At 70.3% G+C, this 19,430-nt stretch carries 23 protein-coding genes; 19 read left to right on the top strand and 4 right to left on the bottom strand.

The features are described from left to right. Positions 1 to 32 precede the first annotated feature (32 nt). From HNR25_RS19655 to HNR25_RS19565, 19 genes are all read left to right on the top strand, one after another. Entirely contained in the window at positions 33 to 1,703 is a 1,671-nt protein-coding gene (locus HNR25_RS19655) for a terminase large subunit (RefSeq protein ID WP_221457738.1), read from the top strand. Between the two features lie 37 nt (positions 1,704 to 1,740). Continuing rightward, positions 1,741 to 3,090 (top strand): phage portal protein, encoded by a 1,350-nt coding sequence (locus tag HNR25_RS19650; RefSeq protein ID WP_184637517.1) that lies wholly within the window; start codon positions 1,741 to 1,743, stop codon positions 3,088 to 3,090. Continuing rightward, positions 3,090 to 4,091 carry a hypothetical protein gene (locus tag HNR25_RS19645; protein ID WP_184637515.1) on the top strand — a complete coding sequence of 334 codons (1,002 nt, stop codon included), beginning with the start codon at positions 3,090 to 3,092 and terminating at the stop codon, positions 4,089 to 4,091. The genes HNR25_RS19650 and HNR25_RS19645 overlap by 1 nt, the downstream gene beginning before the upstream one ends. Before the next feature lie 15 nt (positions 4,092 to 4,106). Beyond that, positions 4,107 to 4,697, top strand: a complete 591-nt coding sequence (locus HNR25_RS19640) for a hypothetical protein (protein WP_184637513.1) — start codon at positions 4,107 to 4,109, stop codon at positions 4,695 to 4,697. A 130-nt stretch (positions 4,698 to 4,827) separates the two neighbouring features. Further along, complete coding sequence (locus tag HNR25_RS19635; RefSeq protein ID WP_184637511.1) at positions 4,828 to 5,751, top strand: phage major capsid protein; 924 nt, start codon at positions 4,828 to 4,830, stop codon at positions 5,749 to 5,751. A gap of 2 nt (positions 5,752 to 5,753) precedes the next feature. Continuing rightward, entirely contained in the window at positions 5,754 to 6,176 is a 423-nt protein-coding gene (locus HNR25_RS19630) for a hypothetical protein (protein WP_184637508.1), read from the top strand. Then, positions 6,176 to 6,499 carry a head-tail adaptor protein gene (locus HNR25_RS19625; RefSeq protein WP_184637506.1) on the top strand — a complete coding sequence of 108 codons (324 nt, stop codon included), beginning with the start codon at positions 6,176 to 6,178 and terminating at the stop codon, positions 6,497 to 6,499. Before HNR25_RS19630 ends, HNR25_RS19625 begins: the two co-directional genes overlap by 1 nt. After that, entirely contained in the window at positions 6,499 to 6,819 is a 321-nt protein-coding gene (locus HNR25_RS19620) for a hypothetical protein (RefSeq protein ID WP_184637504.1), read from the top strand. The genes HNR25_RS19625 and HNR25_RS19620 overlap by 1 nt, the downstream gene beginning before the upstream one ends. A 2-nt stretch (positions 6,820 to 6,821) precedes the next feature. Continuing rightward, positions 6,822 to 7,226: a tail completion protein gp17 gene (gp17, locus tag HNR25_RS19615; protein WP_184637502.1), complete on the top strand. Its 405-nt coding sequence runs from the start codon at positions 6,822 to 6,824 to the stop codon at positions 7,224 to 7,226. Positions 7,227 to 7,270: 44 nt separating this feature from the next. Beyond that, positions 7,271 to 7,879 (top strand): phage tail tube protein, encoded by a 609-nt coding sequence (locus HNR25_RS19610; RefSeq protein WP_184637500.1) that lies wholly within the window; start codon positions 7,271 to 7,273, stop codon positions 7,877 to 7,879. 74 nt (positions 7,880 to 7,953) lie between these two features. Next, the gene (locus tag HNR25_RS19605; protein WP_184637498.1) at positions 7,954 to 8,313 is read left to right on the top strand and encodes a hypothetical protein; all 360 of its coding nucleotides are present in this window, start codon (positions 7,954 to 7,956) and stop codon (positions 8,311 to 8,313) included. Between the two features lie 288 nt (positions 8,314 to 8,601). Then, positions 8,602 to 12,171 (top strand): NlpC/P60 family protein, encoded by a 3,570-nt coding sequence (locus HNR25_RS26920; protein ID WP_184637496.1) that lies wholly within the window; start codon positions 8,602 to 8,604, stop codon positions 12,169 to 12,171. After that, entirely contained in the window at positions 12,171 to 13,103 is a 933-nt protein-coding gene (locus HNR25_RS19595; RefSeq protein ID WP_184637494.1) for a phage distal tail protein, read from the top strand. Before HNR25_RS26920 ends, HNR25_RS19595 begins: the two co-directional genes overlap by 1 nt. 13 nt (positions 13,104 to 13,116) lie before the next feature. Continuing rightward, a complete protein-coding gene (locus HNR25_RS19590) occupies positions 13,117 to 14,004 on the top strand; it encodes a hypothetical protein (protein ID WP_184637492.1) in 888 nt (295 codons plus the stop codon). After that, positions 13,992 to 15,113, top strand: a complete 1,122-nt coding sequence (locus tag HNR25_RS19585; protein WP_184637490.1) for a hypothetical protein — start codon at positions 13,992 to 13,994, stop codon at positions 15,111 to 15,113. Before HNR25_RS19590 ends, HNR25_RS19585 begins: the two co-directional genes overlap by 13 nt. Positions 15,114 to 15,115: 2 nt before the next feature. Next, complete coding sequence (locus HNR25_RS19580; protein WP_184637488.1) at positions 15,116 to 15,328, top strand: hypothetical protein; 213 nt, start codon at positions 15,116 to 15,118, stop codon at positions 15,326 to 15,328. 44 nt (positions 15,329 to 15,372) lie between these two features. Continuing rightward, complete coding sequence (locus HNR25_RS19575; RefSeq protein WP_184637486.1) at positions 15,373 to 15,747, top strand: hypothetical protein; 375 nt, start codon at positions 15,373 to 15,375, stop codon at positions 15,745 to 15,747. Then, on the top strand, positions 15,740 to 15,973 hold the full coding sequence (locus HNR25_RS19570; protein WP_184637484.1) for a hypothetical protein: 234 nt from the start codon (positions 15,740 to 15,742) through the stop codon (positions 15,971 to 15,973). The genes HNR25_RS19575 and HNR25_RS19570 overlap by 8 nt, the downstream gene beginning before the upstream one ends. A 60-nt stretch (positions 15,974 to 16,033) precedes the next feature. Beyond that, entirely contained in the window at positions 16,034 to 17,008 is a 975-nt protein-coding gene (locus tag HNR25_RS19565) for a peptidoglycan recognition protein family protein (RefSeq protein WP_184637482.1), read from the top strand. A gap of 67 nt (positions 17,009 to 17,075) precedes the next feature. Here HNR25_RS19565 and HNR25_RS19560 read toward each other — a convergent pair whose 3' ends face one another. From HNR25_RS19560 to HNR25_RS19545, 4 genes are all read right to left on the bottom strand, one after another. Then, a complete protein-coding gene (locus tag HNR25_RS19560) occupies positions 17,076 to 17,387 on the bottom strand; it encodes a hypothetical protein (RefSeq protein ID WP_184637480.1) in 312 nt (103 codons plus the stop codon). A 227-nt stretch (positions 17,388 to 17,614) separates the two neighbouring features. Continuing rightward, positions 17,615 to 17,755, bottom strand: a complete 141-nt coding sequence (locus HNR25_RS19555) for a P-loop NTPase family protein (RefSeq protein ID WP_184637478.1) — start codon at positions 17,753 to 17,755, stop codon at positions 17,615 to 17,617. Positions 17,756 to 17,771: 16 nt separating this feature from the next. Next, positions 17,772 to 18,659: a hypothetical protein gene (locus HNR25_RS19550; protein WP_184637476.1), complete on the bottom strand. Its 888-nt coding sequence runs from the start codon at positions 18,657 to 18,659 to the stop codon at positions 17,772 to 17,774. Position 18,660: 1 nt separating this feature from the next. Further along, positions 18,661 to 19,221, bottom strand: a complete 561-nt coding sequence (locus tag HNR25_RS19545; protein ID WP_312862637.1) for an RNA polymerase sigma factor — start codon at positions 19,219 to 19,221, stop codon at positions 18,661 to 18,663. Between the last annotated feature and the right edge of the window lie 209 nt (positions 19,222 to 19,430).

Genomic DNA, 19,430 nt, shown 5'->3' with positions numbered 1-19,430 from the left:
CCGCTGCCCGATCGTCAACGGGAGGTGCCGTCATGCCCGCGCGCGCCTCCCGCTCCCGGTTTCCCGTGTGCGGTCGGACGTTCGACGGCGACACCTGCACCAAGCGCGGGGAGCACTACTGCCAACAGCGCGCCGATCACGTCGTCGCGTTCTTCTCTGAACTGCTCGTGCACACGAAAGCGCGTTGGGCTCGCCAGGCGTTCCGGCTCGCTCCGTGGCAGGAGCACGACATCATTCGGCCGCTGTTCGGCACGGTCCGCTGGGACGAACAGGCTGAGCAGTACGTGCGCCGCTACCGGCTCGCCTACATTTCCATGGCGCGCAAGTGCGGCAAGTCCGAGATCGCGGCCGGAATCTGCCTCTACCTGCTCTGCGCCGACGGGGAGGAAGGCGCCGAGATCTACGGCGCGGCCGTGGACAAGGACCAGGCGCGCAAGGTCTTCGACGTCGCCGCGCGCATGGTCAAGCTCTCGCCGGTGCTCTCGCGCCGCCTCGTCGTCAAGGACCACGTCAAGCGCATCGTGGACGAGCAGACCGGCTCGTACTACGAGGCGATCCCGGCCGACGCCGGGGGCAACCTCGGTCACAACCCGCACGGCGCGGTCTATGACGAACTGCTGACCGCCCCCAACGGCGACCTGTGGAACGCGCTGCGCACCGGCGCCGGAACCCGCACGCAACCGCTGATGGTCGCCATCACCACCGCCGGAAACGACCGCGACAGCTTCTGCTATCAGGAGTACCTGGAAGCCAAGCGCGTCCTGGAGAACCCCAACCGCGCGCCGCACCGGTTCGCCTACCTCGCCGAGGCACCACCCGATGCCGACCCGTGGGACGAAGAGGTCTGGAAGCTCGCCAACCCGGCTCTCGGTGACTTCCTCAGCATCGAGACCCTTCGCGAGGAGGCGTCCGAAGCCCGCGAGGACCCCGCACGCGAGAACGTCTTCAGACAGTTCCGGCTGAACCAGTGGGTCTCGCAAGTCTCCCGTTGGGTGCCGATGGACCTCTACGACTGCGCGGCCGGGGAGCCGTGGCCGAGCCCAGAGTGGCGTCTTCCGGTCGGCCGGCCTCTGGCCTACGGCGGGCTCGACCTTTCGGCCAAGCTCGACCTGACCGCGTGGTGTGTGATCGTGCCCCGGCCGGACGGGGGCGCCGAAGTCCTGTGGCGCTACTGGCTGCCCGAAGCTGCGCTTCCCGCTCTGGTGACGAGTACGGGCGGGGCGGCCGAGTCGTGGGTGCGCGACGGCTGGCTGACCATCACCGAAGGCGATGTCATCGACTACCAGCGGGTCTATGACGACATCGCGGCCGATGCCCAGCGGGTCACGCTCGCCGAGATCGACTACGACCCCTGGAGCGGCGAACCGGCCGTTCAGGAGTTGGGCCGCCGTCTCGGCCCTTCCACCGAGCTGGTTCCGGTGCCGCAGACCTTCACGGGGCTCTCCCCCGGCATGCGCGAACTCATGGCGGTGCTCAAGACCCGGGCGTTCGACCACCACGCCAATCCGGTCTCGCGGCACTGCTTCGACGCCGTGGAGGTCAAACGCGGCACCGACGACCCGGAGCTGATCAAGCCCGTCAAGCCGAGGCGCGGCGGCGCGAACAAGCGCATCGACGGCGTTCTGACGGCCGCGATGGCGGTCGCCGCGTGGCGTACCCGCGCACGCCAGGAGCACCGCCCCGGCCGCGTCGTCGGGTTCTGATCCATCCACCCACCGACCGTCAGGGGGCGGTTTCACCATGCCCGATGTCGATCCGCGCTTACTGCAAGGGGTCTCTGCCCTAGAGCACGGGCGGTCCGACCTGGAGCTGCTTCACCGCTACTACCGGGGCGACCACGACACTCCGTACCTTCCACGCAACGCCCGCAGCGAGTACAAGAAGCTCGCCGAGTCGGCGACGAGTGCGTGGCTGCGGCTGGTGGTGGACGCCATCGTCGAGCGGATGCGCCTGGACGGGCTGCGCGGACGGGGCGACCAGGCCGGGGACCTGGAGGCGTGGCGCATCCTGGAGGCCAACCGGATGGCCGCCGTCCAAGCCCAGCTCTACACCGAGTCGCTGAAATCGGGGCGCGCCTACGTCTCCGTCTGGCCCAACCCGCAGAAACCGGCGACGCCGGTCATCCGCGGGGAGTCGCCGCTGCGCGTCCACGTCGAGCGCGAACCGGCCGACTTCACTCCGGTGTGGGCGGTCAAGAAGTGGGCTGACGGGCAAGTTGAGCACGCTTACCTCTACGACTGGGCACGCATTCAGCGCTACGTCCGCGACCGAGGGTTCGGGGACTGGCGTCGGCGCGACGCGATCCCCAACCCGATGCGGCGCGTGCCGTTCGTGGAGTTCGCCAACGACCCCGATCTGCTCGGCCAGCCTCAGAGCGAACTCGCGCCGCTGCTGCCGATCCAGGAGCGCATCAACGCCACCAACCTGAACATGCAGCTCGCCATGACCTACAGCGCCTACCGGCAGCGGTGGGTCACCGGCATGGCGATCCCGGAAGACGACGACGGCAACCCGGTCGAACCGTTCAACTCGGCGGTTGACCGGCTGTGGGTCGCCGAGCGGCCCGACACCAAGTTCGGCGAGTTCACCGAGTCCAACCTGAACAACTACGTCGCGGTGCTGGACTCGCTCGTGCGTCAGCTCGCCGCCATCAGCCAGGTTCCCCCGCACTATCTCCTCGGGCAGATGGTCAACCTGAGTGGGGACGCCATCAAGGCGGCCGAGGCCGGTCTCGTGTCCAAGGTGCGCGCCAAGCAGCTCGTTCTCGGCGAAGCCTGGAGCCGCGTCCTCGATCTCGTGTCCCTGGCCGGCGGTGACGTCCAGACCCCGTGCGAACCGGTGTGGGCCGATCCCGAGACCCGCACCGAAGGCCAGCTCGTTGACGCGCTCGTGAAGCTCGGCACGCCGCCGATCTCCATGCCGCAGGAAGCCGTCTGGGAGCGCTACGGGGCGTCCCCGGCGACTATCGCGCGGTGGAAGCGCATGCAGACCGAGGGGACGCAGCGCGCGGTCGCAGCCCAGACGTCCGGGGCGCTGACCGGTGCCCGGCTTCCCGATGGCGAGACGGAGCCCGTGGGCGAGGCTGCCTGATGCGTGCCGAAGAGCGGCGCCGTGTCGGTCTGGCGACGGTGGCGCTGTCCCAGCGCTACGCCGCTTCGCAGGTCTCCGTCGCGGCTCAGGCGGCTGCTCTGGTGCTGCTGCTGTGGGAGCAGATCAACCCGTTCGCCTCCATCCGGGCTCAGTGGGAGGCCATCAACGACCAGGCTCACTCGGCGGTGGCCGAGGCTCAGCGCGATGCGGCGCTCATGGCTTTGGCCTATCTCCAGGCGCACGCCGACGCCTGCGGCGTCCCCGACAGCGACGCGCCCGTGGTGGACGTGGAGGCGGCTGTGGTCGGCCGCTCCCAGACCGGCAAGCCGCTTACCGACGTGCTGAGGACCGCTCAGGTCCAGGCGCGTTCGCTGATCTGGGGCGGGATGGCGCCCGACCAGGCATGGCAGCGGGCGCGCTCCACCCTGGAGACGACGGTGCGGACCGAGGTCGCCGACGCCGCCCGCGAAGTCCTCAACACCGGCGTCAGCCTGGACGACCGGATCACCGGCTATGAGCGCCTGGTCACCCTTCCGGCCTGCGACAAATGCCTAGTCCTGGCCGGGAGGTTCTACCGCTACAGCGACGGCTTCGAGCGCCATCCCGCGTGCTCGGGCTGCGTGCACGTGCCGACCTACCACGTACCCGGATGGGGCGTGATCGGCGGAACGCCCAGCGACCACACCCCCGATGCGCTCGCCACGTCGCTGAATCCGGCCGAGCGTCGCGAGGTCTTCGGCCCCGAGGGCGCCGAGGCCATCGAGAACGGCGCGTCTGTCTCGCCGGTCGTGCAGGGGCGCCACGCTCCGCCGCGCCGCATCAGCCGCGCCGACAAGGCCACCGCCAAACGGCTCGGGATCGAGCCCGGTGAAATCAACGCCAACGAGGAAGGCAAGGGTCGGTCCCTGCGCTGGATTCGCGCCCGCTACGCCCATAACCCGACCGTCCTGCGCGAAGAACTCGCGCGCCACGGCTGGCTCACCGAAGCCGCCGACGTCTAGAAACGGAGACCACCGATGTCTGAGTCCACCGCAGCCGCGCCCCCGGCCGAGCCCGCGACTCCGCCCGCCAGCGACAGCGGCGCCTCGACCGGCGAGTCCACCGAGCCCAGCGAAGGCGGCGAGTTCTCCCGCGACTACGTGGAGAAGCTGCGCCGCGAGAACGCGAGGTACCGCACGCAGGTGCGGGAGCTGGAGCCGAAGGCCGCCAAAGCCGATGAGCTGGAGCAGGCCAACGCGACCGAGAACGAGCGCGCCGTGACCGCTGCCAAGGCCGAGACCGAAAAGGCGACGGCGGAGAAGTATCGGGGTCTGCTGGTTCAGGCTGAAGCCCGCGCGCTGGCCGCCGAGCTGAAGTTCCGCGACCCCGAGGACGCGGTGCGCCTGGTCGATCTGGCCGACGTCGAGGCCGGCGAGGACGGCGCGGTGGATCGCGAGTCGATCCGCTCGGTGCTGCGTACGGTCGCCGACAAGAAGCCTTACCTCATCGAGGCCGCCCCGGTTCCGTCTCCGGCTGATGCGGGGATCGGCGTCACCGGCGCTCCCGGTAGCGACTACGGCAACCTGTCCGTGTCCGACATGGACAAGGAGCTGTTCGGCTCGCAGTAGGTCATCCGGAGTTGAGACATCCGGTGATCGGATCTATCCTCGTTCGAGCCGCCAGGTGCGGCACTTCATCGCGACGCCAGGTGCGCGCGGATTCATCCGCTGACCCTGAAGTCGAGAGGTGCCGCACCCCATGGCACACCAGTTCCTCAACCCCGAAGTGGTCGCGCGCGCCGCTCTCTCGGCGCTGCGCAACCGAACCATCCTGGGCTCGCTGGTCTACCGCGACGCCGAACGCGAGTTCGGCGGCGGCTCCGGCGACACCATCACCATCCGCCGCCCGCCCTCGTTCGTGGCTAAGGAGTTCGTCCGCGCCAACGGCGTGGAGCTCCAGGACATCCGCGAGTCCGGCGTCAAGCTGACCCTGGACAAGTTCCTCGACGTGTCGGTGTCGCTGACCGCCGAGGAACTGACGCTGGATCTGCGCGACATGACCACTCAGGTCATCACGCCGGCGATGACCGCTATCGCCGACGGCGTCGAAGAGCGCGTCGCCGCCACGCTGAACGGGCTTCCGGCCGGTCCGACCTGGGACACCGCTGATCCGGTGTCCACCATCAGTGCCGCGCGCATGCGGCTCAACAAGCTGAAGGCGCCGCTGACCCGCCGCGCGCTGGTGTGCTCGCCCGAGGCCGCGAAGCTGCTGCTGGACACCGACATCGTGCGTCGCGCCGACGCCTCCGGCAACGGTGGACAGACGCTGCGCGAAGCCTCGCTCGGTCGGCTGATGGGCTTCGACATCTACGAGTGCAACGCCTTGCCTGAACCGAGTACCGCGTTCGCCTTCCACCCCGAGGCGTGTTCGCTGGCCGTGCGCGCTCCGGCGCTGCCCGTGGGCGAGGTGGACGGCTCCAGCCAGGCGTTCGAGGGCTTCGCCGTCCGGGCGACGCGCGGCTACGACATCACCAAGAAGACCAATCTGCTCAGCTTCGACACGCTGATCGGCTCGGCGCTGATCAACCACTCGGGCGATACCGCCAACCCGCTCCATCTCGGGATGAAGCTGGCGCTGCCTGCCGAGCCCGCCGCGACCGCGCGCACGAAGAAGGCCGCGTAGCGATGCCGGAGCTGACCGCGAACGACATCGCCACGCGCACCGGCCGCACCTTCACCACCGCTCAGGAAGCACAGGTACAGGCGTGGATCGGCGACGCGATCGCGCAGGCGAGTCCGCATGTGCGCGCCCTCGACGCCGCCGATCTCCGGCCGGGGGCGCACGCGACGCTCGCCGCTGCTGTGGCGCGCTGCGTCTACAACCCGAGCGGGCTCAAGTCCTACTCGGCGGGTGCGGTGTCGTTCACGGCCGGTCCGGCTGCCGCTGGTGGCAACGCGGGACCGGTGCTCGCACCGGCCGACATCGACGCGATCCGCGCAGCCTACGGCAAGGCTCCGGCCTACTCGGTGCGCACTCCGTCGCGCCGCGCCTATCAGGGCGACGACCCGCCCGCCTCCGCGCTGGATGCCGGAGGTGAGGCGCCGTGATGCCGCTGATGACCCCGCACCGGGTGATGGTGCGCCACCAAACGAGCGACGGCCGCGACGCCTACGGCAACGAGACCTTCTCGTGGGTCGAGGCCCAGGCGGATGTGTACCTGTCGGCCGAGGAAGCCCGCGCCGACGCCGAAACCAACATCGGCGAACACCGCTGGCGCCTGATCGCCCCGGCATCGCTGCGCCTGGAGCGCGGCGACCGCATCGAGTGGGGCGGTCGCGCCTTCACCGTCACCGCCGCACCGTTCGCCCCGCTGGACCCCGTCACCGGGGCGCCGACCCACATCGAGGCCGCGATCGAGGAGGCGAGCTGATGGCGCGCATCCGCATGGACCAGTCGGCCATCGGCCGGCTCGCCCGCGACGTGGAATTCATCGGCCCCGAACTGGAGCTGGCCGCGCGGCGCGTCGCCCTGGAGGCGAAGAAGAACCCGCCCGGCGATCAGCGCACCAAGCCGTTCACCAAGCGCATCACCCAGACCCGGCCGCGCGTGGAGGGCGACACCGCCTGCGTCCACGTCGGTTCGTCGTGGTCGCTGGCGCATCTGTGGGAGTTCGGCTCCATCAATACGCCTCCACTGCGCCCCATCAGCCGCGCCGCCCGTTCGGCGGGGCTGCGCCTGGAGGGCGAGTAGCCATGGCGACGCTGGACGCGCTGCGGCTGCTCACCGACGCGCTACGCGCCGACGCCGCATTGGCGGGGCTCGTGGGCGATCGCGTCTACACGGTCTTGCCCAAGGACAAGACCTTCCCACTGATCCGGGTCGTGCGCTGGGGCGGCGACCTCGACACCCGCATTCCCGGTCTGGTGTGGCTGGACCGCGCCGACTTCCAGATCGATGCCTGGGCGACTCGTCAGCTCCAGGTGTACGACGTGGCCCGGTGCTGCGTCGAAGCGCTCGTTGAGCGCCTTCCCGGCAGGCGTCCCGGTGGCGTCGTGACCGCTTCGTCCGTCACGTCTCTTGCCACCGAGCTGGACGCCGACTTCACGCCCGTTCTGCATCGGGCGCGCATCCAGGCGACCGTCACCGCCCACCCCTGACGGCGACCGCTCGGCGGCACCCGTTCTTCTAGGGAGCCACCGTCATGGCCAGCGATCAGCCGATCGTCGGCGCCAACGGAGACATCTGGTTCGGTCCCGTCGGTACCGCCAAGCCCCAAGTCACCGCCGAAGTCCCCGCCGACCTGACCAAGCTCGGCTTGGTCTCCGAGGACGGGGTGACCTTCGGCAACAGCCGAGACACCACCAACATCCCGGTCTGGCAGTCCTTCTATCCGGCGCGGCGCCTGACCACCGAGGTCGAGAACACCATGGCCTTTGCCCTGGCGACCTGGAGCCGCGACTCAGTGCGGTTCGCTTTCGGCGGCGGCACCTGGTCGGGCGACGCCACGGCCGGGTTCACCTACACCCCGCCCGAGCCCGGCCACGAGGCCGAGTACGCGGTGCTCATGCGCTGGTTGGACGGCGATTTCACCGGTCAGCTCTGGTTCCCGCGCTCCACGCTCAGCGAGAACGAGGACCTGACCATCAAGAAGGACGAGGCCGCTCTGCTGGGCGTGACCGTCGCCGTCCTGGGACAGGTCGGCATGCCTCCGTGGCAGTTCGACTCCGCTGACGCCCGCTTCGCCCCGCCCGGCGAACCCGCCACTCTGGCCGCTACCGAGTCTTCCGGAAAGCGCAGCAAGGCCGCCTGAGCCGCACCCCGAACCTCCAGGGGTGCGGCACCGTCCGGCCGCGCCCCTGACGCACCTGTCAGGAAGGCACTGTCATGCCCTGGATCGACGGCGACGCGATCGCCAAGAACCTCGCCTCCACCGACGCCGAAACCGGCATCACCGTCAAAGGTGTCGAGTTCGCCATGCCCGCGAAGCTGCCCCTGGCGTTTCCGGCCTACCTCCAGCAAGAGGAGATCATCAAGGCGCTGAAGTGCCTGTTCGGTGATCGCTGGGAAGAGCTGCTGGAGCTCGCCGGCGTCGACATCTCCATCGACTGGCTCCGCGATGCCGTGGAAGCGGTCTACGGCGGTGAGGCGGGAAAAACCTCAGCCTCGTCGCGGGCGTCCTCGACGACCCGGAAGTCCAGCGCTCGGTCGAAGCGGACTTCCGGCGCTTCTACCACGCGAAGCTGAGCGACTGTGCCGACATCGACGAGGCCGCTGCCCTGATCCGCGGGCTCCCGCCCGACGCCAACACCAACACCTCTGACGGTGCGTGGCCGGTCTCCATTGAACTGCTGGCCATCATCGCCGAGGTTCTGCACGCGCTGTACCGGTCGCACCTGGAGGCCAACGGCGTCCGCCGATCGGCCCTGCCCGATCAGCTCACGGTGCCCCGGCCGCGCGACTCCCACCCGCGTCGCCGCGCCAACGACCCCGACGAGGTCCGCCGGGTGATCGCCGCCGCGTGGGGAGGCGACGGTGGCTGAGGGCATCGGCGCCGCGTTCCTCACCGTCCGGCCGGACCTGAGCGGGTTCGGCCGCGAGGTGGTGCGCAAGCTCGCCCCCGCCCTCTCCGGGGCGGAGGAGACCGCCGAGAAGTCGGGGGCGCGGTTCGGCAGCCGGTTCGGGCGGGGCGCCGATCGGGCGATCACCGCCAGTCTGCGCGGCATCGCGCGCTCGGCCGACCGCATCCTGGTCAGCTCGCTGGGTGCGAGCGGCGCGGCCGTCGCCGGTGCGCTCGCCCCGGCCTCGGGCGCGCTGCTGGCGCTTCCGGCCGCTGCCGGTATCGCCGGGGCTGCCATCAGCACCGTGGCGGTCGGTCTGCGCGGGATGGGCGATGCGATGACGGCCGTCGCCGAGGGCGACGCCGCAGCGCTGAACACCGCGCTCGAAGAACTCAGTCCGAATGCGCGCACGTTCGTGCGGAGCTGGCAAGGCGTGGCCGAGCAGTTTGCGCCGGTCCAGAAAGCGGTCCAAGACGGGCTCTTCGCCGGACTGGACGAGCAGGTCTCAGCCCTGGCCGACAACGGCATGCCGACCCTGCAACGCGGCATGACCGAGGTCGCCGACAGCATCAACGACCTCGCGGTGGAAGCGGGCGAAGCGGCGAGCACGCCGCTGTTCCGCCAGCAGACGGCCGACATCTTCTCCGGCACCGCCGATGCCGCGACCAGCTTCGAGGGCGCGGTCACCCCGCTGACGACCACGGTCGCCGAACTCGTCAAGCTCGGGCTGCCGCTGGTGGAGCGGCTGGGCGAATGGACAGGCGGTGCGCTCACTTCGGCCGCCGCGTTCCTCTCCAGCGAACAAGGCGCCGCACAGATGAGCGCCGCCCTCAACGGCTCACTGTCGCTACTGGGGCAACTGGGCAGCATCGGTGCCAATCTCGGCCGTCTACTCGGCGGAATCTTCGGCGCCGCATCCTCCGATGGGCAGACGCTTCTCGACACGATCGAGTCGCTGACCGGACAGTGGGCCACGTGGGCGCAGTCGGCCCAAGGCCAAGAGCAGATCGGCCGTGTCTTCGGGCTGCTCACGCAGATCTCCAGCGATCTACTGGCCATCCTTCCCGATATCGCCGGGGTCGTCGGGACCGTGGCGACCGGGTTCTCCGCGCTGCCCGCTCCGGTGCAAAGCGTCGTCACCTCCTCGCTGGCGTGGATGGTCGTGCTAGGGCCGCTGCTGGGGCGCGTGCGGTCGCTGGCTCCGGCCGCAACGCTGGCGTCCAAAAGCATCGGACTGGTGGCCAAGGGAGCCTCCGGCACAGTCGGCGCTTTGGCGCGGATGGGGCAAGGCTTCCGCAGCGCCGCCGTCGCCCAGTCGGCATTCAGCGGTCGGGCGGGGACGCTCGGCGGAATCCTGCGCTCCGGGTGGAACGGTGCGGCGTCGGCTACCCGCTCCGGCGCTGCGGCCGTCAGCCGCGCCGCCCGGTCCGGGCTCGCCGCCACAACCAGCCTCACGCGACGCGCCGCGTCCTCACTCGGTGGCGCGCTGACCTCCGGATGGCAACGCGCCTCGGCGGCGACGCGCACCGGCGCTTCCACACTGAGCAGCGCCGCGCAAACCGGACTCGCCCGCCTGCGCTCCGGAGCGGTCGCGGCGGCCGGAGCAGTGCGCCGAGCCGGAACCGCCGCCCTGTCCACGACGGCCGCATGGACGCGACTCGCGGCCGCACAGACCGCCGCCGCTGCGGCAGCAGTGCGCACCCGCGTCGCCACCGTCGCGACCGCCATCGCCCAGCGCACCGCCGCGATCGCGAGCCGAGTGTGGGCGGTTGCGCAGTGGGCGCTGAACGCGGCGATGTCGGCGAACCCGCTGGGACTGATCGTCGTGGCGATCGGCGCCGTGATCGCAGCGGTCGTGCTCGCCTACAAACGCTTCACCTGGTTCCGCAACCTCGTCCAGGCCGCGTTCCGCGCGATCGCCGCCGTCGGGCTGTGGCTGTGGGACACCGTGCTGTCGCCCTTCTTCGCCTGGATCGGGCGTTTCGTGCGTACCCAGGTCGGGCCGGTCTTCAGTTGGCTCAACGCCAAGATCGTCCAACCGGCGCTCCGCGCGATCGGCGCCGTCATCACCTGGCTGTGGAAGAACGTGGGTCGCCCGATCTTCGGGCTCTACGTCCGCTACTTGAAGAACGTCGTCGCACCGGTCTTCACCTGGTTGTGGCGCAAGGTCATCGGCCCGGCGATGCGCGGTGTCGGCTCGGTGGTCTCCGACGTCTGGGACAACTGGGTCTCGCCCGCCTTCTCCGCCCTGAAGGCGGGCGTCTCGCGGGTGGCCGACTCCTTCAAGTCCGGCGTCGCGGCGCTGAAGCGCCACTGGAAGGGCATCAAGTCCGCCACGAAGCAGCCGGTGAAGTGGGTCGTGGACGTCGTCTACACCGACGGCATCAAGAAGATGTGGGACTCCGTCGCGGGCAAGGTGGGCCTCGACAAGCTTCCGGCCGCGCCGAAGTTCGCCACGGGCGGCATCATCCCCGGCTACAACCCCGGCCACGACTCTGTGATGGCGATGCTCTCGCCCGGTGAGGCGGTGCTGCGGCCCGAGGCGACCCGATGGCTCGGCGCCGACGCCATCAGCGACATCAACCTGATGGCGCGTCGCGGCCGGCTCCCGGCCTTCGCGGACGGCGGTGTCGTCGGCTCCATCTCCAGCAGTGTCAGCGGATTCCTCGGACAGGCGAAGGATCTGTGGACCGATGGCATCCGCGCCTCCGCCAAGACGGTTCTGGACCCCATGGTCGAAGGCGCGAAGCGCGTCCTCGGGGACACCGAGTGGGGACGGATGATCGCCACCATCCCCGCCAATCTCGTGGACAAGCTCCTGGACTGGTTCGGCAATGCGGACGGGCGCCTCGGCGGCGGACCGATCGCGCGCAAGGCGATCAAGCTCGCCCGCTCCCAGATCGGCGTCCCCTACTCCTGGGGCGGTGGAGGCCCGGCCGGTCCGAGCTTCGGATTCGCCCAAGGAAGCGGCATCAAGGGCTTCGACTGCTCGTCACTGATGCAGTACGCACTCGTCAACGCCGGGCTCTCGGGCGTGCCGCGCGTCTCGCAGGCGCAGATGGGCTGGACCAAGCGGGTCGGCTCGCCGCGCCCCGGCGACCTCGGATTCCCGCATCCCGGTCACGTCCTAATGGCGACCGAGAAGGGCGGGGACCGAATCATCGAGGCCCCTTACACCGGGGCGCATGTGCGCGAACGCTCCAACTCCCGCTCCATGCAGAAGTGGGGACGCCCGTCCTACAACACCGCGCTCGGCGACGGTGGCATCGTCACCCGGCCGCTTCACGCGCTCGTCGGTGAGGCCGGCCCCGAAGCGGTCATTCCGCTCGGCCGAGGACTGGACGAACTGGGCCGCCGCATCGCCAATGCGGGCAACCTGCCCGAACGCGCCGCTCAGACGCAGTCGGCCCCGGCTCAGCCGATCACCGTGCACGCGCGCACCGACGCCGATCCGCACGCCATCGCCGCCGCGATCCAGCGCCGCACGACGCTGCTGCGCAACGCGGCGATCGTTCCGCCCGCCGCACCCGTGGGAGCCCGCTGATGCACTTCTCCCCCCATACGGCTCGTGCACTGTCGGTGCTGCCGATGGCCGAACCCACACCGCAGCCGCTGATCATCTCCCTGCGCGTCGGCGAGGACGAGGCCGCGCTCGTGCTGTCCACCGACCCCGCTGCTGATGAGTCCGGGGTCGCGTGGCTGCTCTCCGACATCGACGGCTGGCACGCGACCCCGCCGACCGAAGCCGTCGTCACCCCGCTCGGGCTCTCGGACCGGTCGGTGGCCGCCGCGCGGTTTCCCAAGTCGCCCCGCGAGATCACCGTCCACGGCTATGCGCTCACCGGCTCCTTCGACACCGCCGAGGACGCGCGCAACCGCCTCTACCGAGCCTTCGACGGCTACGCGCGCGAGCTGCCCATCGTCGTGGAGGAGTCCACGCCCAAACGGATCAGCGCGCGCACGGCCGGGGCGATCGAGACCGCCCCGTTGGGGCCGACGCACTTCACCTTCGCTGTGCCGCTGATCCTGCCCGACCCGCTCAAGTACGGGTTGAACCTGCGCCGGAAGGCCACCGACGCCCAAGCACCGGGCGAGCTCGGCACCACCTTCCCGCTGGAGTTCCCACTGACCTTCACCGACTCCGGGCGCGGCACCGGGCGCATGACGCTGACCAACTCCGGCACCGCCCCGACGTACCCGGTCTCGGTGCTTAACGGGCCGCTCAGCGAGGGGTGGCGCATCGTCAACGAGGCCACCGGCGACTTCCTCAGCTTCTCCACCGGGCTCGGCCACGGCCAGCGGTTGCGCATCGACCATGCCGCGCGCACCGCCGACATCAACGGCGCACCCATCGCCGCCCTGGCGAACGGGTCGTGGTGGCCGCTGCAACCGGGGCGCAACCCGGTGCGGTTCCTGGCTCCGGCCTATCACCCCGAGGCCGCGTGGACGGCCAGCTTCTACGACGCCTACCTGTGATGAGGAGTCTGTGATGGCGCTCAGTGTCGCCGCGCTCGGCACCAACCAGTACACGACCACCATCGAAGACGTGCGCAACCTGGTCGCGGCTGTGCTGCCCGGTGACGGCGGGATCGGTGTCGGCTGGCAGTTTCCCGTCGCCCCCGTGCAGCAGGAGATCGGGATCGCGGTGGAGATCGGCCCCGGTATAGCGGTGCTGGATGGCAACGCCGCTACGCTCCAGGGCTCCTATTTCGTGTGGTCGGCAGAGCCGGAGGTGCAGTCCTGGCCGGCCCCGGCCGCTCAGCCGCGCGTAGACGCGCTGGTGCTGTCGGTGGCCGACGCTCAGTACGGCGAGGTCGAAACGCAGGGGCCGACATGGCTGATCGTGGAAGGCGTAGCCTCCACGACCCCCGTCGCGCCCTCCGACGCCGAGATCAGCGCCATGACGGAGCCCGGGGCGTGGACGCGTGTGGCCAACGTGCGCGTCGACCCCGGCGACGCAACTATCGCTCCGGCCAACATCGAGCGTGCGCTCCTGCCGCACGACGGCGGATGGAAGCTCTTCAGCCTGGAGCCAGGCTATGAGACCTACAACGGGCGGCCGCCCTCCTACCGGGTGCGCGACGGCCGAGTCTGGCTGTCCGGCCAAATGGGGCGCACCAACGGTGCCCAGTTCACCGACGCCCAACTCTCCGGCAGCGTGCTCGCGCGGATGCCGCCCGAACTGGCGCCGCAGCGGATCACCTATGGCTTCTTGGCCGGTTCTATCTACTACGGGCACGAGGGCGACCCGAACCGGGGCGGTCACGGCCTGCGCGGTGAGATCCAGGCCGATGGCACCATCCGCGCCTACCGCTGGTCGCATGACTACCAACCGGTGTGGATCGGCTTCGACGGCGTGTTCTGGTGGCTGGACTGATGTGGCGCTACCGCGTCCACGATGTCCTCACCGGCCGGCCGATGTACGGCGACGGGCTTCCGCTCTCCGGTGCCCAGTGGTCCCAGGCGCTGACCGAACCGGGCAGTCTGACCGGTTCCATCGCCATCACGCCGGACAACCGCGACGCCATCGCGGACGCGACTCTGCCCGACCGCGCGTGTTTGTACGTGCTCGATGAAGCCAACCGAGTCGCCTGGCACGGCATCGTCGTCGCCCGCCCCTGGTCACCCAAAGAGCGCGCGATCACGCTGACCGCCGCCCACGCGAAGGCATGGCTGAAGAGCCGCCTCATCCGCAAGATGAGCGGTTCCGAACATGTGGCCTGGAGGTGGAGCGACGCCGACCAATTCCGCATCGTTCAAGACCTGATCGCATTCGCCGCGAGCGAGCCAGGGTGCCCGCCTGTCCGCGTCGGTTCACAGACCTCAGGGGTGCGCCGGGACCTGACCGTGGAGGCCCAGAAGTTCACCGAAGTCGCCGAGGCCATCGGAACCATGGCCGAGCGCGAGAACGGGTTCGACTGGGACGTCTCCGCCCGCTATGACGCGGGCGCTCCCGAATGGGTGCTGGAGTTGTGGTTTCCCGAACGGCGCCGATCGGCGGTGCCACTGCGGTTCGAGGCCGCTCCCAGCGGCGGGAACATCCTGGCCTACGACTGGGACGACAGCGCCGCCGAGCGCATCACCCGCATGTGGGCGCTCGCCGACGATCCGCCTCCGCCGGATGCGCTGATGGCCGTGGATGCCGCCCCCGGTCTGGCCGAGGGGCATGTCCTGCTGCGGGAGAAGGCCGAGACGTTCTCCGGCGTCGCCAAGCGCGCCACGCTGGCCGAGCACGCGCGCGCCGAGCGGCTGGCCTCGGCCGTCTCACCGACCACGGTGCAGATCGACGTCACCGCGGACTCGCCGCCGCTGGACTCCTACGGCGTGGGCGACCGGTGCCGTCTGGTATTGCGCGACGACTGGCTCGACGTGGACCGCTCGGGAGTGCGCGTCACCGAGCGCACCATCCACGACACCACGCGCGAAGAGGTCGCCAAGGCCACGCTCACGCTCGACCTCGCCGACGACCAACCGCCCGGAGGCTGACGGTGCCGCGCTCCAACCTGTCCCCGCAGCATCGCGCGATTACCAACGAACGTGCCCTGGAGCGGCGCGTCGCCGCCTTGGAGCGCCGCACGTTCGCAGTCCCGGTGCTCGGCGAGGACCCGCCCGCCGATTCGGTCTGCAACCTGTGGATCGTCGGCTCCCAACTCCGCTACCGCGACGCCAGCGGCACCGTCCGACGCGTCGCCACCACCTGACCCCCGGCACCGGTCCGGGGGCGTCACTGTCTGGAGGTCCCTCGATGGAACCCGCCTCAATACGCCTGATCGGCCATGCGCTCTACAGCCTGGCCATCGCTTTCATCTTCGCCGGATCCGGGCTCGGCGCGGCCATCACCCTGCCCGTCCAGATCGGGCTCGTCGCCGTGGGGGTCGTGCTCGCCGGAGGGTGCACGTCGGCAGCATTACTCGGCTGGCCGCCCCCGATTCGCACGATCCTGGGTGTCGGCGTGTACTCGGTCGTCGTCGGCGTCCTCTATGTCGCCTACCACTCGCCGCTCGACATCTGGGGACAGGCCGGGTTCCTGCTGCTGTTCGTCACGCAGATCCCTCTGGCCACCGCCGCTTACCTCCGCGAGACCCGCCATCGCGAAGCCCAGGAGGCCGTTCGTGGATGACCTGCGCCGCGAGCTGATCGCGCTGCTGGCTGCGGTCATCTACCTCGCCGGAGTCCAGCTCCTCAAGAAGCTGCGGACCTGGCTCGATCAGCGCGGAGCTGCGCCCGAGGCGCCCGAGGCGCCCGAGCGTGAAGACGCCGGGACCGCCGAAGCGCAGCGCTGGCTTGACGACCTCAAGAATCCGGACGACGAGACGCCCGATCGGCCGCCCGACCGCTCCACATAGATCCCGCACTACCAACCGACCCGCCGCGCGGGTCCTCTTCCATGCCTTGAGGAGGTTTCATTGTCACGGCCAACGCGCCTCGTCTGGCGCTCGGAACTCGGGTGGGGGCCGTCGCCCGCCGACGGCGCCGACCCCAAGCAGGGGCTCGTCGTCCATTACGACAGCTACGATCAAGGGCTCGCCGACAAGGACCACGCCGCGTGCCTTGACTACTGGAACGGCTGCCGCGACTACCACGTCAACGGCAACGGCTGGGTCGATGTCGGCTACTCCTGGTTCTGCTGCGCCCATGGGTTCGTCATCGAGGGGCGCGGCCTGTTCAAGCAGCAGGCAGCCCAACGCGGCGCGAACGATTCGCACTACTCGGTGACGCTGGCGACCGGCCCCAACGACGAGCTCACCGCCGCGCAGATCAACGCCGTTCGCGAGCTGCGCCAGTGGCTCATGGAGCCCGAATCTTCCATTGCCGGCGCCGTCTTCGGACACCGCGACTTCAACTCCACCGACTGCCCCGGCGACGCCGCGTATGCGTTCGTGCGTGACGGGGTCTTCTCGCAACCGCCCGGCACCATCGACAAGGAGGACGACGTGCCCACCTACATCTCCGTCGGAAAGACCCGCGACTCCCGTCAGGAAGAGCTGCGCTCTCATGAGTGGCAGCAGATCTACTTCGACAAGAACAACTCCGGCGGCTGCGAGGGGCATCACGCCGACGGCGACTATCCCAGTCTGGTCACCGGCCCTACCTACTTCCAGGGCGAGGTCAGCCTTCGCATCGAAGGGCTTCCCAAGGGTGCTGAAGGCCAGATCCGCGCCGTCGAGGTGACCAAGCGCGACGGCGAATACGCCGAGTCCGAGCGCTACTTTCCGCAGGAGTACGAGGGCACCAACGGCAACGCGTACCCGAAGGCCACGTTCTGCGGCTTCGTCGGAAAGGGGCATAAGCTGCGCCTCGAAGTCGTCCACTTCGGCGGCGAGGACGTCCGCCCGCGCGTCACCGGCGGACAGGCACGCATCCAAGCGTGGGAGCTGTAGCCCCGGACAGGTAGATGTCGGCCCCGGCCGTGAGCCTTGCGCTCCGGTCGGGGCCCTTCTTCATGCCTCACGCTGACCGCTGGAGTAATTCCAGTCGCAGTGCCGCGCGGTGGTCCACGGTCAACCGCCCGAGTCCGTGAACGAGGTAGCCGTCCGGGTACCGGTAATGGGAGCTGTCGATGTAGCCCTCAGGGTCGATGAACCGGACGCGTTCGGTGCCGCACTGGGAGCACCGCATCGTCTGCTCGAACCCGTGTCGAAGCCGCGCGACGGTCCAATCCTTCCAGATGTGCCCGACGTCGCGGCATTCGAGCACGTACTCGCCCATCTCCGCCGCCTGGTCCAGCAGGTCATTCAGTTCGGCCCTGGCCCCAATCACCAGATCCCCCTTGGCTACGCAATCGCTGTTTACCAAGATCGACGCTAGCGAAGCCTCCAGGCGCCCCCGCAGATGCCTCGTTTACTCTGTGCGCCGGATTCGTTTACCCAGCTCACAGTGCCGCTTCAACCCGTCTTCCATCGGAGTACGCCATCAGCCGCTCCGCAGGGGGCGTCGCCCGGTCCAACCAGCGCAGCTCCGGTGCGGTGAAGTGCTCAAAACCCCAGCTAAAGCGCTATTGCGTATAATAAATGCGTCCCCTTGGGGCCCAGCAGCCCGAACACGCCGCCGCCGATGTCGAGGCCGATCCCGGTGAGGGCGGGCGTCCGCCCGTACCGGTAGGCCAGGTTCCGGGCGGATATGCGCATCGACACCTTCTCGGCCTCAGCCGCTCGGGTGCTGGGCCGGCCGGGTCGCGAGCCGGGCGGCCGCGGCCAGAGCGGTCCCCGCCACGGCCACCAGTACGCCGTCGTAGTCCCACACGGCGGCGACCGCCGCGCCCGCCGCGGTGCCGAACAGGTCGCCCCGGATCGCGACGACGGACACCCCCCACGACACCGCCCCCAGCGCCGTCCCCAGGCCCGGGGACCGCCACACGGCGCCGAACGCGGTGAGCCCGGCGCCCAGCAGCGCCGGCGCCAGCCACGACCCGATCAGCGGCCCCGCCTGGGCGCCGCTTCCCGGGAGCGCGGCCGCCAGGACCGAAACCGCCGACCCGCTGAGCAGCAGCGCGCCCAGCACCACCGTCAGCCGGGCCAGCCACACGGCGACGGGGGGCACCGCCGTCGCGAACAGCTCCGGTCGGCGCGGATCGCGCTTGGGGTCGCACACGGCCACCGCACCGAGCGTCACCAACCCCACGCTGACGGGGCCGAGGTAGGCCGCGACGACCTCACCGCTGCGCGGCAGCAGGACCACCGCGGCGGCCAGCACCGCGAACCCGCCCAGGGTCGCCGCCCACAGCACCCGCGGCACGAAGCCGACCTGGCGCAGCGCGACCGCGAGGGTCAGGCGGCACGCGCGGCCCGCTCCCACCGCGGGCACCGGCACCGGTTCGGGCGGCGCGTCCAGGTGCGGGGCGACCAACGCGTCGAACGGCGGGACGGCCGGGGCCGGTTCCGCCGCACGCAGGGCCTCCGCGAGCCGCGCATCCCCCGCGGCCCGCCTCCGGCACGGCGTGCACGCGTCCAGATGGGCGGCCTCGGCCGCGGGCAGGGCCGCACGCTCCCGAGCACCGGCCCGCGTCAGCGCCTCCTCGTCCAGATGGTCCATGTCAGTTCACCCGCTCTCGCGACAGCTCCGCCGACAGCGTCCTGCGCGCCGTGGACATGCGGCTCTTCACGGTGCCCACCGGCACACGCAGCACCTCGGCGATGTCGGCATAGGGCAACTCCTCGACCAGGGCCAGCACCACGACGTCGCGGTGCGCCTCCGGCAGCCGGGCGATGGCCGCGAGGATCGCCTCGTGGCCGGCCGACGCCAGCACCCGGCTCTCCACGTCGGCGGTGCGGTCGGCGGGTTCGGGCGCCGCGTCGATGTCCACCGCTGGTGCGGCGGCGCGGCGCAGCCGGTTGTGCGCCTGCCGCCGTGCGATGCCGAGCAGCCAGGCGCGCACCGAGGCCGACGCCCGGTAAGAGCCCGCCGACCGCCACACCGCCAGCCACGCCTCCTGCAGGATCTCCTCGGCGGTCCCTGCGTCCGACGTCAACCGCCCCAGCAGCCGGAGCATGGCTGCGGAATGCCGGTGATACAGCTCGCGCAGTCCTCCCTCGTCTCCCGAGGCGACCTGGGCGAGCAGCTGCTGTTCGGGGTCCACGCCCTGTACGTAGCACACCGGACCGCCTCCGGTTCACTCCCGGCGGAGAACATTACGGGGAGAGCGGCACAGGAGCCGCTGCCGGCCGCATCAGTCGCGGCACCGGCGTCGCGGCCGCACGCCGACGGCACCTGCCCCGCACTCCCGGGCTCACTCCGGCGCACGGGCCGGCGCCGGTGCCCGGGGACCGCCTCGTGCGCTCGGCCACCGCGCCGGCGGGCCGCCGG

Source organism: Streptomonospora salina (assembly GCF_014204715.1).
GTDB classification, from domain to species: Bacteria; Actinomycetota; Actinomycetes; order Streptosporangiales; family Streptosporangiaceae; genus Streptomonospora; species Streptomonospora salina.
The sequence above is the reverse complement of the archived record's forward strand: the minus strand, read 5'-3'. Positions and strand labels throughout refer to the sequence as shown.

Bases quoted from the DNA above. Each gene is read 5' to 3' on its own strand.
- HNR25_RS19655 (WP_221457738.1), top strand. From the start codon at position 33: ATGCCCGCGCGCGCCTCCCGCTCCCGGTTTCCCGTGTGCGGTCGGACG.
- HNR25_RS19650 (WP_184637517.1), top strand. From the start codon at position 1,741: ATGCCCGATGTCGATCCGCGCTTACTGCAAGGGGTCTCTGCCCTAGAG.
- HNR25_RS19645 (WP_184637515.1), top strand. From the start codon at position 3,090: ATGCGTGCCGAAGAGCGGCGCCGTGTCGGTCTGGCGACGGTGGCGCTG.
- HNR25_RS19640 (WP_184637513.1), top strand. From the start codon at position 4,107: ATGTCTGAGTCCACCGCAGCCGCGCCCCCGGCCGAGCCCGCGACTCCG.
- HNR25_RS19635 (WP_184637511.1), top strand. From the start codon at position 4,828: ATGGCACACCAGTTCCTCAACCCCGAAGTGGTCGCGCGCGCCGCTCTC.
- HNR25_RS19630 (WP_184637508.1), top strand. From the start codon at position 5,754: ATGCCGGAGCTGACCGCGAACGACATCGCCACGCGCACCGGCCGCACC.
- HNR25_RS19625 (WP_184637506.1), top strand. From the start codon at position 6,176: ATGCCGCTGATGACCCCGCACCGGGTGATGGTGCGCCACCAAACGAGC.
- HNR25_RS19620 (WP_184637504.1), top strand. From the start codon at position 6,499: ATGGCGCGCATCCGCATGGACCAGTCGGCCATCGGCCGGCTCGCCCGC.
- gp17 (WP_184637502.1), top strand. From the start codon at position 6,822: ATGGCGACGCTGGACGCGCTGCGGCTGCTCACCGACGCGCTACGCGCC.
- HNR25_RS19610 (WP_184637500.1), top strand. From the start codon at position 7,271: ATGGCCAGCGATCAGCCGATCGTCGGCGCCAACGGAGACATCTGGTTC.
- HNR25_RS19605 (WP_184637498.1), top strand. From the start codon at position 7,954: ATGCCCTGGATCGACGGCGACGCGATCGCCAAGAACCTCGCCTCCACC.
- HNR25_RS19595 (WP_184637494.1), top strand. From the start codon at position 12,171: ATGCACTTCTCCCCCCATACGGCTCGTGCACTGTCGGTGCTGCCGATG.
- HNR25_RS19590 (WP_184637492.1), top strand. From the start codon at position 13,117: ATGGCGCTCAGTGTCGCCGCGCTCGGCACCAACCAGTACACGACCACC.
- HNR25_RS19575 (WP_184637486.1), top strand. From the start codon at position 15,373: ATGGAACCCGCCTCAATACGCCTGATCGGCCATGCGCTCTACAGCCTG.
- HNR25_RS19555 (WP_184637478.1), bottom strand. From the start codon at position 17,755: ATGCGCATATCCGCCCGGAACCTGGCCTACCGGTACGGGCGGACGCCC.
- HNR25_RS19550 (WP_184637476.1), bottom strand. From the start codon at position 18,659: ATGGACCATCTGGACGAGGAGGCGCTGACGCGGGCCGGTGCTCGGGAG.